Origin of the sequence: Streptomyces sp. NPDC006309 (assembly GCF_040613095.1) — a bacterium.
Classification (GTDB): Bacteria; Actinomycetota; Actinomycetes; order Streptomycetales; family Streptomycetaceae; genus Streptomyces.
This window is the reverse complement of the sequence record NZ_JBEXRO010000009.1, coordinates 92,734-106,248: the sequence shown is the minus strand read 5'-3', so window position 1 is coordinate 106,248 and position 13,515 is coordinate 92,734. Positions and strand designations below refer to the sequence as shown.

Sequence of the window (13,515 nt, the reverse complement as noted above, 5' to 3'; positions counted from 1 at the left end):
CCGACATGCGCCTGATGTCAGCGTATGTGAATCTGGTCCCGTCCCTGGCCCCCAGACCCCTCGCAGGAGGCAGATCAGCATGGCCAAGAACAAGAACCGCAAGCAGTCCGGCCCGCAGAACCGCGGCCCGCAGACCGAGCAGACCCCCGAGCGCACGCACCGTCCGCCGGCGGAGGAGCCCGAGTCCTCGATGGCGGGCATACCGGGCAGCCCGGCGGACGTCGCCCGTAAGCAGCAGAAGCGCTTCGGCCACAACTGACGGGCAGTTGAAGCCCGGGTAGACGAAAGGGGCGCACCCGTCACGGGTGCGCCCCTTGACGCTGGGGGACCTCAGCCGGCCAGGCAGGACGGGCCGAGGAGCACCTTCAGATCGCCGAAGAGCGCCGGGTCGGGCTTGACCCGGTGGCGGTCCAGACGCAGGACGGTGGTCTTGCGCGGGCCCTGGAGCTTGATGCGGACCTCGCTGTCGCCCTTGTGGTGGCTGAGGATCTCGCCGAGCCGGCTGACCATCGGCGGGGTCACCTTCACCGAGGGGATGGTGAGGATCACGGGCGCGTTGGTGCCGGCATTGGACAGGTCCGGGACCATCAGCTCCATGGCGACGAGGCGGGGCACGTCCTCGCGCTTGTCGAGCCGGCCCTTGACGAACACGACCGCGTCCTCGACGAGTTGGGTCGACACCAGCTGGTAGGAGGCGGGGAAGAACATGCACTCGATGGAGCCGGCGAGGTCCTCCACGGTGGCGATGGCCCAGGCGTTGCCCTGCTTGGTCATCTTGCGCTGGAGGCCGGAGATGATCCCGCCGATCGTCACGACCGCGCCGTCCGCGTGCTCACCGCCGGTGAGCTGGGCGATCCCGGCGTCGGCCTTGTCGGCCAGCACGTGCTCCAGGCCGAACAGCGGGTGGTCGGAGACGTACAGACCGAGCATCTCCCGCTCCTGGGCGAGCAGATAGGTCTTGTCCCACTCGTCGGTGGAGAACTCCACGTCCAGCCCGAAGCCGGGCTCGCTGCTGCTCTCCTCCCCCATGCCGCCGAAGAGGTCGAACTGTCCCTCGGCCTCCTTGCGCTTGACCGCGACCACGTTGTCGATCATCGGTTCGTACTGCGCCGTGAGGCCCTTGCGGGTGTGCCCCATGGAGTCGAAGGCGCCGGCCTTGATCAGCGACTCCGTGGTCCGCTTGTTGCAGACCACCGCGTCCACCTTGTCCAGGTAGTCCGGGAAGGAGGAGTACTTCCCCTTCGCCTTGCGGGACTTGATGATCGACTCGACGACGTTGGTGCCGACGTTGCGGACGGCGGAGAGGCCGAAGAGGATCACGTCGTCGCCCTGGGCGGCGAAGTTGGACTCGGACTCGTTGACGTTCGGCGGGAGCACCTTGATGCCCATGCGGCGGCACTCGTTGAGGTAGACCGCCGACTTGTCCTTGTCGTCCTTGACGGAGGTCAGCAGGGCGGCCATGTACTCGGCGGGGTAGTTGGCCTTGAGGTAGGCGGTCCAGTACGAGACCAGGCCGTACGCGGCGGAGTGCGCCTTGTTGAACGCGTAGCCGGCGAAGGGGACCAGCACGTCCCACAGGGCCTGGATGGCCTCGTCGCTGTAGCCGTTCCGCTTCGCGCCGGCCTGGAAGATGGTGAAGTTCTTCGCCAGCTCGTCGGGCTTCTTCTTGCCCATCACGCGGCGCAGGATGTCGGCCTCGCCGAGCGAGTAGCCGGCGATGATCTGGGCGGCCTTCTGGACCTGCTCCTGGTAGACGATCAGGCCGTAGGTGACGGCCAGGACCTCTTCGAGGGGCTCCTCCAGCTCCTTGTGGATCGGGGTGATCTCCTGGAGCTTGTTCTTGCGCAGCGCGTAGTTGGTGTGCGAGTCCATGCCCATCGGGCCGGGACGGTAGAGCGCCGAGACGGCGGAGATGTCTTCGAAGTTGTCGGGCTTCATCAGGCGCAGCAGCGAGCGCATGGGGCCGCCGTCGAACTGGAAGACGCCGAGGGTGTCGCCGCGCTGGAGCAGTTCGAAGGTCGTCGGATCGTCGAGCGGGAGGCTCAGGAGATCGATGTCGATCCCCTTGTTGGCCTTCACCATCTTGACGGCGTCGTCCATGATCGTGAGGTTGCGCAGGCCGAGGAAGTCCATCTTCAGCAGGCCGAGCGACTCACAGCTCGGGTAGTCCCACTGCGTGATGGTGACGTTGTCGGTGTGCCGCACCCAGACCGGGACGTGCTCGGTGATGGTCTCGCTGGACATGATCACGCCGGCGGCGTGCACGCCCATCTGCCGGACCAGTCCCTCGACGCCCTTGGCGGTGTCGATGACCTTCTTCACGTCCGGCTCGTTCTCGTACATCGCGCGGACCTCGCCCGCCTCCGAGTACCGGGGGTGGCTGGGGTCCGTGATGCCGTTCAGGTCGATGCCCTTGCCGAGCACGTCGGCGGGCATGGCCTTGGTGATCCGGTCGCCCATCGCGTACGGGTAGCCCAGCACGCGCGCGGAGTCCTTGATCGCGTTCTTGGCCTTGATCTTGCCGTACGTGCCGATCATGGCGACCTTGTCGGCGCCGTACTTCTCCGTCACGTACCTGATCACCTCGACGCGCCTGCGCTCGTCGAAGTCGATGTCGACGTCGGGCATGGAGACGCGCTCGGGGTTGAGGAACCGCTCGAAGATCAGGCCGTGCGGGATCGGGTCGAGGTCGGTGATGCCCATGGCGTACGCGACGATCGAGCCGGCCGCGGAGCCTCGGCCGGGGCCGACCGCGATGCCGTTGTTCTTCGCCCACATGATGAAGTCGGCGACGACGAGGAAGTAGCCCGGGAACCCCATCTGGATGATGACGTCCATCTCGTACTCGACCTGCTTCTGGCGGTCCTCGGGGATGCCGCCGGGGAAGCGGCGCTCCATGCCGCGGCGGACCTCCTCCTTGAACCAGGTGACCTCGGTGTAGCCCTCCGGGATGTCGAACTTCGGCATCAGGTCGCGCTTCTCGAACATGCCGGCGGTGTCGACCATCTCGGCGACGAGGAGCGTGTTGGCGCAGCCCTCCTGCCAGGCGTCCGAGGAGTCGATGGCGTACATCTCGTCCGTGGACTTCAGGTAGTAGCCGGTGCCGTCGAACTTGAAGCGGTCGGGGTCGGAGAGGTTCTTGCCGGTCTGGATGCACAGCAGGGCGTCGTGGGCGCCCGCCTCGTGCGCGTACGTGTAGTGCGAGTCGTTCGTCACCAGCGGCGGGATGCCGAGCTTCCGGCCGATCTCCAGCAGGCCGTCGCGGACCCGGCGCTCGATCTCGATGCCGTGGTCCATCAGCTCCAGGAAGTACCGGTCCTTGCCGAAGATGTCCTGGTAGTCGGCGGCGGCCTTGAGGGCCTCGTCGAAGTGGCCGAGGCGCAGCCGGGTCTGCACCTCGCCGGAGGGGCAGCCGGTGGAGGCGACGATGCCCTCGGACCACCGGGCGATGGTCTCCTTGTCCATCCGGGGCCACTTCGTCAGCCAGCCCTCGGCGTACGCGTCGGAGGACAGGCGGAAGAGGTTGTGCAGACCGGTCCGGTTCACCGCCCACATCGTCTTGTGGGTGTAACCGCCGGAGCCGGAGACGTCGTCCCGCTTCTGGTGCGGCTGGCCCCACTGGATCTTGCGCTTGTTGCGCCGGGACTCGGGGGCGACATACGCCTCGATCCCGATGATCGGGGTGATTCCGGCCTTCTTCGCGGAGTGGAAGAAGTCGTACGCCCCGTGCAAGTTGCCGTGGTCCGACATGGCGATATGGGTCATGCCCATCTCGTTGCAGGCCTGGAACATGTCCTTGAGCCGCGCGGCACCGTCCAGCAGCGAGTACTGGGTGTGGACGTGCAGGTGCGTGAAGGGCGGCTTTGACACGGTTCGAGCCTCCAGGGCAAACGTGCGTCGACGGGTGTCCCACGGGCTGTGGACAGTCAGGGGGACAGCGTCGAAGTCTATGCCCCCGCACTGACACGCGCGGGCCCCGTCCGCGTACCTTCGTGCGGGAACCGGGCACTCCCGCGTGGCGTCGCCCGTTGAAGACGGCGGAAGCGCCGTCGTACGCGTTCCCTTCCCTACACGCACCACCCGTCCCGCACCAGGAGGCACCCCGCGATGTCGGTCCCCCAGCTCAACGACGAGCAGCGCGGCGAGGAGATCCTCGCCGTCTTCGACACCGCCTTCGGCCGGCTCCTGGCCGCCGACCCGGCCGCGTTCCGGGTGAAGTTCCGCAAGATGGCCGCCTCGGCCTTCGCCTTCTACCGCGGCACGGCGGCCCTCTTCTACCATGACCTCGACGCCGAGAAGCGCGGCGGTCCGTACCTGGACGACCGCACCTCGCGCGTGTGGATCCACGGCGACCTGCACGCGGAGAACTTCGGCACGTACATGGACTCCAACGGCCGCCTGGTCTTCAACGTCAACGACTTCGACGAGGCCTACGTCGGCCCCTTCACCTGGGACCTGAAGCGCTTCTCGGCCTCCATCGCGCTCATCGGGTACGCGAAGGCGCTCGGCGACGAGCAGATCACCGAGCTGGTGACGGTCTACGCCGACGCCTACCGCGAGCGCGTCCACGCCCTGGCCACGGGCGCCAAGCGGGACGAGGTGCCGCCGTTCACGCTGGACACCGCGCAGGGCCCGCTCCTCGACGCGCTGCGTGTCGCCCGCTCGCTGACCCGGTTCGGCCTGCTGGACTCGATGACCGAGATCCGGGACTTCGAGCGCCGCTTCACCCCGGGCGGCGGCTCCATCGAGCTGGACGCGGCCACCCGCTACAAGGTCCTGGCGGCCTTCGACGGCTATCTGGAGACGCTGCCGGACTCCTCCCTGGCGCGCCCGGACTCCTACCGGGTGAAGGATGTCGTGGGCCGGCGCGGCATCGGCATCGGCTCGGCCGGTCTGCCGTCGTACAACATCCTCCTGGAGGGCCACAGCGACGCCCTGGAGAACGATGTGGTGATCTACATCAAGCAGGCGCAGACCCCGGCCGTCTCCCGGCACATCACGGATCCGGCCATCGCGGAGTACTTCCAGCACGAGGGCCACCGCACGGTGATCTCCCAGCGGGCCCTCCAGGCGCACGCCGACCCGTGGCTGGGCTGGACCGAGCTGGACGGCGCGGGCCAGCTGGTCGCCGAGGTCTCGCCGTACGCGGTGGACCTGGACTGGGGCGACATCGACGACTTCGAGGAGATCGCGGCCGTCGTCGCCGACCTGGGCCGGGCCACCGCCACCATGCACGCGGCGGCGGACGACCAGTCCGGCGAATCCCTGGTGCCGTTCTCCACCGAGCGGGCCATCGACGCGGCGCTCGCGGCCGACGAGGAGGGCTTCGCGCCCCTGCTGGTGGACTTCGCGCACAGCTACGGCGCACGCGCGCGTGCCGATCACCAGATCTTCGTGGACCTGTTCCGCAACGGCCGGATCCCGGGGCTGTGACCCCGCGGATTCACAGGCATCCTTTAGGGGTCTCTTACCCGCGTACGTGACAGACTCTGCTCTCGCTATGGACATATCCGGGACCCAGCTCAGAGCCGTGCGCGCGGCGCTGTTCACGGCCTTCGTCGTGACGCTCGGCACCGCGTCGCACGTGCTGCTGTCCCGTGCCCCGCTGCCGTCGGCCGCCGTGGCCGCCGTCGCCGCGGGGGTGTTCGGCACCGCCTACGCGCTGGCGGGCCGTGAGCGCGGCTTCGGCCGGATCGCGGCCCTGCTGGTCCCGCTGGAGCTTGCCGCCGACACGGTGTTCACCACCGGCCAGCACGCCTGCTACGGCCGGGCGGGCGGCCCGGTCGCCGGCCCGCTGCGCGCGGTCGGCCTGGACGTGCTGTGCGAGGGCCGGATGGGCACCCCGCTGGTCCGGGTGACCGGCGGTGACCGTGCCGGCGCCCTGCTCGCCCATGTCGGCCCGGCCGCCGCCTGGCTGCTGCTCGCCGCGCACGTCGGCGTGGGCCTGCTGGCCGCCGCCTGGCTGCGCCGGGGCGAGCGGGCCCTGGCCCAGCTGCTGTACGCGGTGGCCGGCACCACGTTCCGGCCGCTGCTGCTGGCGGTGGCCGCGGTCACCGTACGGGCGCTGCCGGTGCGGCGGGCGCCCCGCCCGGCGCCGCGCCGCAGCGCGGCCCGTGACCGGCTCCTCACGCACTCCCTGGGACGGCGTGGACCGCCGTGCTCCCCCGCCGCGGCCCTCGCCTGAGCCACCCCGGCTCCCGCGCGGCCGACGGCGTCCGGACACCGACCGGTCCCCCACCCGCGTCCCGCGTACGACGGGTGCGCGTCCCCCATGGAGATCACCAGCATGAGCAAGCGGAACAGCCAGACGGCGAAGACGGCGGCCCGGGAGCGGCTGCGCCAGGAGCGCGAGCGGCAGGCCAAGCGTGACAAGGCCAGGCGGCAGACCATCGTGGCCGCCTCGGTCGTGGCCGTCCTGGCCGCGGCCGGCGGCATCGGCTACGCCGTCGTCCAGAACAACAAGCCCGGGTACTGGGAGGGCATGAAGGATGCCAGCGTCACCGCCCCGGCCAACACCACGGGAACGGACGGCACCACGGTCGTCATGGGCAAGGACAGCGCCAAGAAGACCCTGAAGATCTACGAGGACCCGCGCTGCCCCGTCTGCGCCCAGTTCGAGCAGACCGTCGGCACGACCGTGAGGAAGGGTCTCGATGTCGGGAAGTACAGGATCCAGTTCATCGGTGGCACGTTCCTCGACGGCGACGCGCTGGGCAAGGGCAAGATCGGCAGCAACGGCGAGGGTTCCAAGAACGCGATGAGCGCCATGGGCGCCGCACTCAACGTGAGCTCTGAGGCATTCCTGGACTACAAGTCCGCGCTCTACTCCGCCAAGTACCACCCGCAGGAGACAGAAGACAAGTTCAAGAGCGACGACTATCTCATCAAGGTGGCCGACACCGTACCGGCTCTCAAGAACAACGCCAAGTTCCGGAGCGCGGTGAAGAAGGGCACCTACGACGCCTGGGCGCTGGCCATGTCGAAGACCTTTGACACAAACAAGGACGGGGTGACCGGCACCCCCAGTTTTGTCATGGATGGCAAGAAGCTCACCTCCGGCAACCAGGGCAACCCGCCTATGACGGTGGCCGACTTCAATCGTGTGGTGGGGGCAGCGCTCAAGGCGTGAACCAGCCCCGCCGGGGTCGGAGTCACGGAACCGCTGGTCGATGAGAGGGCTGTCACCTACCCCCTCTCATCGACCCGACTGGCCTTTCGGTGCAACAGCCCCTCCTTCCGCAGATTGCATGTGCCGGCCGTCTCGGCCGCCAGGGCGTACTACCCGACCCCCTCGACTGCAATACCGATTAAGGCCTTCATGCCTCCTCCGACGGGAGCGCCGTCAGATATAACTCCCTTGCCGGCGCAAGCATCTCGAAATTAAGATCTTCACATCGCAACGGAAAGCCGCCACTGCCTTCGTTGCGTACATCAGATCAGACACGAGGGGCAAGCATGAATTTCGACACAGGCGTGAAGCGTGCGTTAACGGGGACGGCCGTAATCGCGGCGGCTCTTGCCTTCAGCGCAGCTCCAGCCTTCGCCGGCAGCAACGCGCACGGTTACTCCTACTTCGAGGACTGCTCATCGCTCAGCTGCTCGGAGGTCCGCTTGGCCGAAGGGTGGTTCATCGCAGACGGAGACAACTGGAAGGTCTGCGACCTAGAACCAGACGGCGACCGCGCCATGATCTCGATCTACTGGGAAGACTCGGGCGGGAATCACTACCACCGCCTTGCCGCCGCACGCGGCGCGGGCACCTGCGAGTCGGGCGGACAGGGCGTGGACATACCGGAGAACAAGAAGGTAACTCTCACCGTCTGGCACCAAAAGGGAGCGGATGGCTCGCCGAAGGACGAAAAGAGGTACTTCGGTACCGCGTGACAGGGTCCTCCGGGCGAACGGGGTAACGCCGCGACGGATGTAACGACCCGTGGGACAGTGGGCGAACTTTCGCGAGTTCGCCCACTCTCGCGCGTACTGATCAGTAGCCTGATCATCCGTGACCAGTCGATACAGATCATCCGAGGCCGCTCAGAGCCTCGGCACGCCGTTCCCCCGCCGCCGTACGGTCGTCAAGGCCGCGGCGGCGACCGCTGTCCTGGCCGGACCGCTCGCCGCCGCCCTCCCGGCCCGCGCCGCCACGGACGCCCCCGCCTTCCTGCACGGCGTCGCCTCCGGTGACCCGCTGCCCGACGGCGTACTGCTGTGGACCCGCATCACCCCGGTCCCGGAGGCGATACCGGGCTCCGGGACCGGCCCGGACACCGAGGTCGGCTGGGTCGTCGCCAGGGACAGGGCGCTGACGGACATCGTCGCCAAGGGCTCCGTCACCGCGACCGCCGGTTCCGACCACACCGTGAAGGCCGACATCCGCGGCCTGGCACCGGCCACCGACTACTGGTTCCGGTTCTCGGCCGGCGGCACCGACTCCCCGGTGGCGCGCACCCGTACCGCGCCGGCGGCCGACGCCGACGTGCCCGGGCTGCGCTTCGGCGTGGTCTCCTGCGCCAACTGGGAGGCGGGCTACTTCGCCGCCTACCGCCATCTCGCCGCCCGCAACGACCTGGACGCCTGGCTGCACCTCGGCGACTACATCTACGAGTACAAGTCCGGCGAGTACGCCGCCCGCGGCAAAGTGGTCCGCCCCCACGCCCCGGCCGACGAGATCCTCACCCTCGCCGACTACCGCACCCGGCACGCCAGGTACAAGACCGACCCCGACCTCCAGGCCCTGCACCTGAAGGCGCCCGTCATCGCGATCTGGGACGACCACGAGTTCGCCGACAACGCCTGGTCGGGCGGCGCGGTCAACCACACCGAGGGCGCCGAGGGCACCTGGGTGGCCCGTCAGGCCGCCGCCAAGCAGGCCTACTTCGAGTGGATGCCGGTCCGCCCGGCCGTCGCCGGCACCACCTACCGGCGGCTGCGCTTCGGCAGGCTCGCCGACCTGTCCCTGCTGGACCTGCGCTCCTTCCGCTCCCAGCAGGCGTCCACGGCCAGCGGCTCGGTGGACGACCCGGACCGCACGCTCACCGGACGCGCCCAGCTCGACTGGCTGAAGGCCGGACTGAAGGCCTCCGACACCCGGTGGCGGCTGGTCGGCAACTCGGTGATGATCTCGCCGTTCTCCTTCGGCTCCCTCAGCGCCGACCTGCTCAAGCCGCTCGCCAAGCTGCTCGGGCTGCCGCAGGAGGGCATCGCCGCCAACACCGACCAGTGGGACGGCTACACCGACGACCGCCGCGAACTCCTGGCCCACCTGCGCTCCAACGCCATCGGCAACACCGTCTTCCTGACCGGTGACATCCACATGGCCTGGGCCAACGACGTGCCGGTGGACGCGGGCACCTATCCGCTGTCGGCGTCGGCGGCCACCGAGTTCGTGGTGACCTCGGTGACCTCCGACAACCTGGACGACATCGTGAAGGTGCCCGAGGGCACGGTCTCCGCGGTCGCCTCACCGCTCATCAAGGCCGCCAACCGGCACGTCCACTGGGTGGACACCGACCGCCACGGCTACGGCGTGCTGGACATCACCGCCGACCGCGCGCAGATGGACTACTACGTCCTGTCCGACCGCACCGACGCGGGGGCGACGTCGGGCTGGGCGCGTTCCTACCGCACCCGCAGCGGCACGCAGAGGATCGAGCGGACCTACGACCCGGTGTGACCCCTCGCTCAGCGAAGCGTCTCCAGGAAGCCGAGCGCCACCCGCCAGGTGGCCTCGGCGGCCTGCGCGTCGTGGTCCGGCAGGCCGGGGTCGGTGTAGAGGTGCCCGGCCCCGGCGTACCGGTACACCTCCACGTCGGCACCCGCCCGGCCCATCTGGAGATACCAGGCGCTCAGCCAGTCGTCCGTCTCGAACGGGTCCGGCTCCGCCACGTGCAGCTGCACCGGCAACTCGTCCACCTGCGCGTTCGGCGCGATGTCGGAGGTGCCGTGCAGGAGCAGCAGCCCGCGCGCCTTGCCGTCGCCCAGGGCGAGGGTCTGCGCGATGGACGCGCCCAGCGAGAACCCGGCGTACACCAGCCCCCGGTCCGAGTACGGCGCCGCCGCCAGCACGGCCCGCTTCAGCAGCTCCTCCTTGCCGGTGCGCTCCTGGAACTCCATGCCGTCCTCGACGGTGTCGAACGTGTGTCCCTCGAAGAGGTCCGGCGTCCACACCTCGTGTCCCGCCGCGCGCAGCCGGTCCGCGGCCTCGCGCACCGCGGGCCGGAGTCCGTAGGCCGAGTGAAAGAGCATGATGTCCATGAGGCCATGGTGCCAGCCGCCGTCCTCGCGGCCGTATCAGGCGGCCCTACCCGCACACGCTCGGAACACACATGTTCATCACCCGCCGAGCCCGGTTACGTTCGGAGGCATGGAGAACGTGCTCCGCCCCCTGATCGTGGTGGGCAGCTCGGTGCTGCTCACCCTTGCCCTCGGCTGGGTCACCGACCGGCTGCTGCGCAAGGCCGACGAACGCAACCCGGACTCGCCGCTGTGGGAACTGCTGCGGCGCGGCCGCATCCCGTACCAGCTGGTGCTGTGCGCCGCCCTGCTCAGAGGCTCCTACGACCAGGCGCAACTGTCCGCGCAGCACCACACCGGCATCGGCCGCGCGCTGACGCTGGTGCTGATCGGATCCGCCGCCTGGCTGGTGATCCGGATAGCCGCGGCCGTCGTCGAGACCAGCTACAGCCGCTACGCGCGCGTCCACCGGGACGCGGCCCGGGTGCGCCGGGTCCGCACCCAGGTCGAACTGATCATGCGGGTGGTGTCCGCGATCGTCATCGTGATGGCGATCGCCTCGATGCTGCTGACGTTCCCCGCGATGCGCGCGGCCGGCGCCTCGCTGCTGGCCTCCGCCGGCATCCTCGGCATCGTCGCCGGTGTCGCCGCCCAGTCCACCCTGGCCAACCTGTTCGCCGGGCTCCAGATCGCCTTCGGCGACATGGTCCGCATAGGCGACACGGTCGTCGTGGACGGCGAGTGGGGCACGGTCGACGAGATCACCCTGACCTTCCTGACCGTACGGACCTGGGACGAGCGCCGGATCACCATGCCGGTGTCGTACTTCACCTCCAAGCCCTTCGAGAACTGGTCCCGCGGCACCCCGCAGATGACCGGGACCGTCTACTGGCACCTCGACCACAGCGCGCCCATCGAGGCGATGCGCGAGAAGCTGCGGGACATCCTGCGCGCGTGCCCGGCCTGGGACGGCCGCGCCTACAGCCTCCAGGTGACCGACACCACACCGAACACCGTCCAGGTGCGCGCCCTGGTGACGGCGAAGGACGCGGACGACATCTGGACGGTGCGGGTCGCGGTCCGCGAACAGATGATCACCTGGCTGTCCGAGAAGCACGCCTACGCGCTGCCCCGGGTGAACACCTCCGAGGCCGTGCTCCCGCCCTACCGCGTCCCGTCCCCCGACGGCGCCTCGCTGCGCCGGGCCTACGAGTTCCCGCGCACCGGCCGGGGCTGACCGGCCGGTGCGGCTACGGCGCCGGTCCTCCGGCGGCTACGGCGGCGCGGCCACGGGAACAGATCACCGCAGGCTGCGCACGTCGAGGTGGCGCAGCACCCGGTCCACGATCTCCGGATCCGCCCCGGGCTCGCTGCGCGCCGCCAGCACCTCGTGCCGCGCCGCGCTGAGCATCTCGCCCTGGATGCGCCGCACCCGCTTGAGCCGCCTGACCCGCTGGTGCTGCGCCTCCCGGCGCTCCTCCTCCCCCATGTCCGGACTGATCCGGATGCCGATCTCGAAGGCCCGCCGCAGCATCTGCTCGGAGAGGTCGTCGGGCAGGTCCTCCACCTGCTCGATCTCCCGGAGCCTGCGCTTCGCCGCCTTCGCGGCCCGCACCGCGAGTTCCTTCTCGAACTCCTTCTCCCGCTCGGAGTCGGCCCGCACATCCAGCCGCCGCACCAGCCACGGCAGCGTCATCCCCTGCACCACCAGCGTCGCGATGATCACCCCGAAGGCGATGAACACGAGCACGTCCCGCTGCGGGAAGGGCGAGCCGTCGTCGGTCTTCAGCGGGATCGCGAGGACCAGCGCCACGGAGGCCACCCCGCGCATCCCGGACCACCACATGACGACGGTCTCCCGCCAGCTGACCGGGATGTCCTCGTCGTAGTCCCGGCGGGCGTGCAGCCGCTTGGTCAGCCAGGTGGCCGGCAGCAGCCACAGCAGCCGTACGACGACCACCACGCCCACCACCGCGGCCGACCAGCCCAGCAGCTCGCCCCAGCGCCCGCGGCCCGTGTGGATGGCGTTGTGCAGCTCCAGGCCGATCAGCCCGAAGGCGACGCCCGTGACGAGGGTGTCGATGATGTCCCAGAACGTGTGCCCGGCCAGCCGGGTCATCACGTCGTCGGCGTCGGTGGCGTACTCGGCGAGGAACAGTGCCGTGGTGAGCACGGCGAGCACCCCGGAGCCGTGCAGCTTCTCCGCGAGCACGTAGGAGGCGTACGGCACCAGCAGGGTCATGCCGATCTGGAGGGTCGGCTCGTCCAGCAGGTCCATCAGCCTGTTCGCGCCCCAGCCCAGCACCAGCCCCACGGCCACCGCGACGACGGCGGACAGCACGAGGTCGAGCCCGGCCCGCCAGGGCGAGAAGGAGCCGCTCAGGGCGGCGGCGATCGCCACGTGGTACAGCACGATGGCCGTGACGTCGTTGAAGAGGCCCTCGCCCTCCAGGATGGACACCAGGCGCCGCGGCAGGCCCAGCTGTCCGGCGACACTGGTCGCGGCGACCGGGTCGGGCGGTGCGATCAGGGCGCCCAGCGCGACGGCGGCGGCGATCGGCAGCCCGGGCACGATCGCGTTGGCGACCAGCGCCACGCACACCGTGGTCACGAACACCAGGGCGACGGCCAGCAGGAAGATCGGACGGACGTTGGCCGCGAACTGCCGCCAGGAGGTCCGGCGCACGGCGGCGTAGAGCAGCGGCGGGAGCAGCGCGGGCAGGATCAGGTCGGGCGGGATGTTCACGTCGGGCACGAAGTCGGCGACCGCCAGGACCCCGCCGAACAGGGTCATCAGCACGGGCGCCGGCATCCCGAGCCGGTCCCCGAGCGGGACGCTCACCAGGGCCCCGAGCAGCAGGGCGAACAACAGGGCCAACTGATCCACGGACGGCGCTCCGGGCTCGACGATCACACGGCAGACCTCTAGCCTGCCACGACGCCCGCGCCCCGGCCGTACCGACGTCTCCCGGACGAAGCCGCGGGCGGGAGCCACCGAGCGCGGCAGGCTGGAGCCGGAGGGCGCTGCGGGCCGGGGTCGGAGGGCGGTGCGGGCGGGGGCCGGCGGGCGCTGCGGGCCGGGGCCGGCGGGCGGTGCGGGCCGGGGTCGGAGGGCGGTGCGGGCGGGAGCAGAAACGGGCGGCGGGCGGCAGCCCGAAGGCTGCGGGCCGGAGCCCGACGGCGCTCCGCAGGGGAGCCGGAAGGTGCGGCGGGCCGGAGGGCGCGGCGGGCCGGAGCAGAAACGGGCGGCGGGCGGCAGCCCGAAGGCTGCGGGCCGGAGCC

Annotated in this window: 10 protein-coding genes; 7 read left to right on the top strand and 3 right to left on the bottom strand. The window is 69.9% G+C overall.

What is annotated here, in order from left to right:
• Window positions 1–79 precede the first annotated feature (79 nt).
• Window positions 80–259, top strand: coding sequence for a hypothetical protein (locus ABZ117_RS14920; protein WP_356820779.1), 180 nt, complete (start codon window positions 80–82; stop codon window positions 257–259).
• A 71-nt stretch (window positions 260–330) separates the two neighbouring features.
• On the opposite strand, the gene dnaE is transcribed toward ABZ117_RS14920, so the two are convergent.
• Window positions 331–3,870, bottom strand: coding sequence for a DNA polymerase III subunit alpha (gene dnaE, locus ABZ117_RS14915; protein ID WP_356820777.1), 3,540 nt, complete (start codon window positions 3,868–3,870; stop codon window positions 331–333).
• Between the two features lie 237 nt (window positions 3,871–4,107).
• On the opposite strand from dnaE, the gene ABZ117_RS14910 reads away from it, so the two are divergent.
• From ABZ117_RS14910 to ABZ117_RS14890, 5 genes are all read left to right on the top strand, one after another.
• On the top strand, window positions 4,108–5,433 hold the full coding sequence (locus ABZ117_RS14910) for a DUF2252 domain-containing protein (RefSeq protein WP_356820775.1): 1,326 nt from the start codon (window positions 4,108–4,110) through the stop codon (window positions 5,431–5,433).
• A 67-nt stretch (window positions 5,434–5,500) separates the two neighbouring features.
• On the top strand, window positions 5,501–6,184 hold the full coding sequence (locus ABZ117_RS14905; protein WP_356820773.1) for a hypothetical protein: 684 nt from the start codon (window positions 5,501–5,503) through the stop codon (window positions 6,182–6,184).
• 102 nt (window positions 6,185–6,286) lie between these two features.
• The gene (locus tag ABZ117_RS14900) at window positions 6,287–7,129 is read left to right on the top strand and encodes a thioredoxin domain-containing protein (protein ID WP_356820772.1); all 843 of its coding nucleotides are present in this window, start codon (window positions 6,287–6,289) and stop codon (window positions 7,127–7,129) included.
• A 326-nt stretch (window positions 7,130–7,455) separates the two neighbouring features.
• A complete protein-coding gene (locus tag ABZ117_RS14895; protein ID WP_356820770.1) occupies window positions 7,456–7,884 on the top strand; it encodes a hypothetical protein in 429 nt (142 codons plus the stop codon).
• Between the two features lie 118 nt (window positions 7,885–8,002).
• On the top strand, window positions 8,003–9,673 hold the full coding sequence (locus ABZ117_RS14890) for an alkaline phosphatase D family protein (RefSeq protein WP_356820768.1): 1,671 nt from the start codon (window positions 8,003–8,005) through the stop codon (window positions 9,671–9,673).
• Between the two features lie 8 nt (window positions 9,674–9,681).
• Here ABZ117_RS14890 and ABZ117_RS14885 read toward each other — a convergent pair whose 3' ends face one another.
• Window positions 9,682–10,254, bottom strand: coding sequence for a dienelactone hydrolase family protein (locus tag ABZ117_RS14885; RefSeq protein ID WP_356820766.1), 573 nt, complete (start codon window positions 10,252–10,254; stop codon window positions 9,682–9,684).
• Window positions 10,255–10,363: 109 nt separating this feature from the next.
• Between ABZ117_RS14885 and ABZ117_RS14880 the strand changes: the two genes are divergently transcribed.
• Complete coding sequence (locus tag ABZ117_RS14880) at window positions 10,364–11,470, top strand: mechanosensitive ion channel domain-containing protein (RefSeq protein WP_356820764.1); 1,107 nt, start codon at window positions 10,364–10,366, stop codon at window positions 11,468–11,470.
• 63 nt (window positions 11,471–11,533) lie between these two features.
• On the opposite strand, the gene ABZ117_RS14875 is transcribed toward ABZ117_RS14880, so the two are convergent.
• Entirely contained in the window at window positions 11,534–13,120 is a 1,587-nt protein-coding gene (locus ABZ117_RS14875; protein ID WP_356820762.1) for a Na+/H+ antiporter, read from the bottom strand.
• Between the last annotated feature and the right edge of the window lie 395 nt (window positions 13,121–13,515).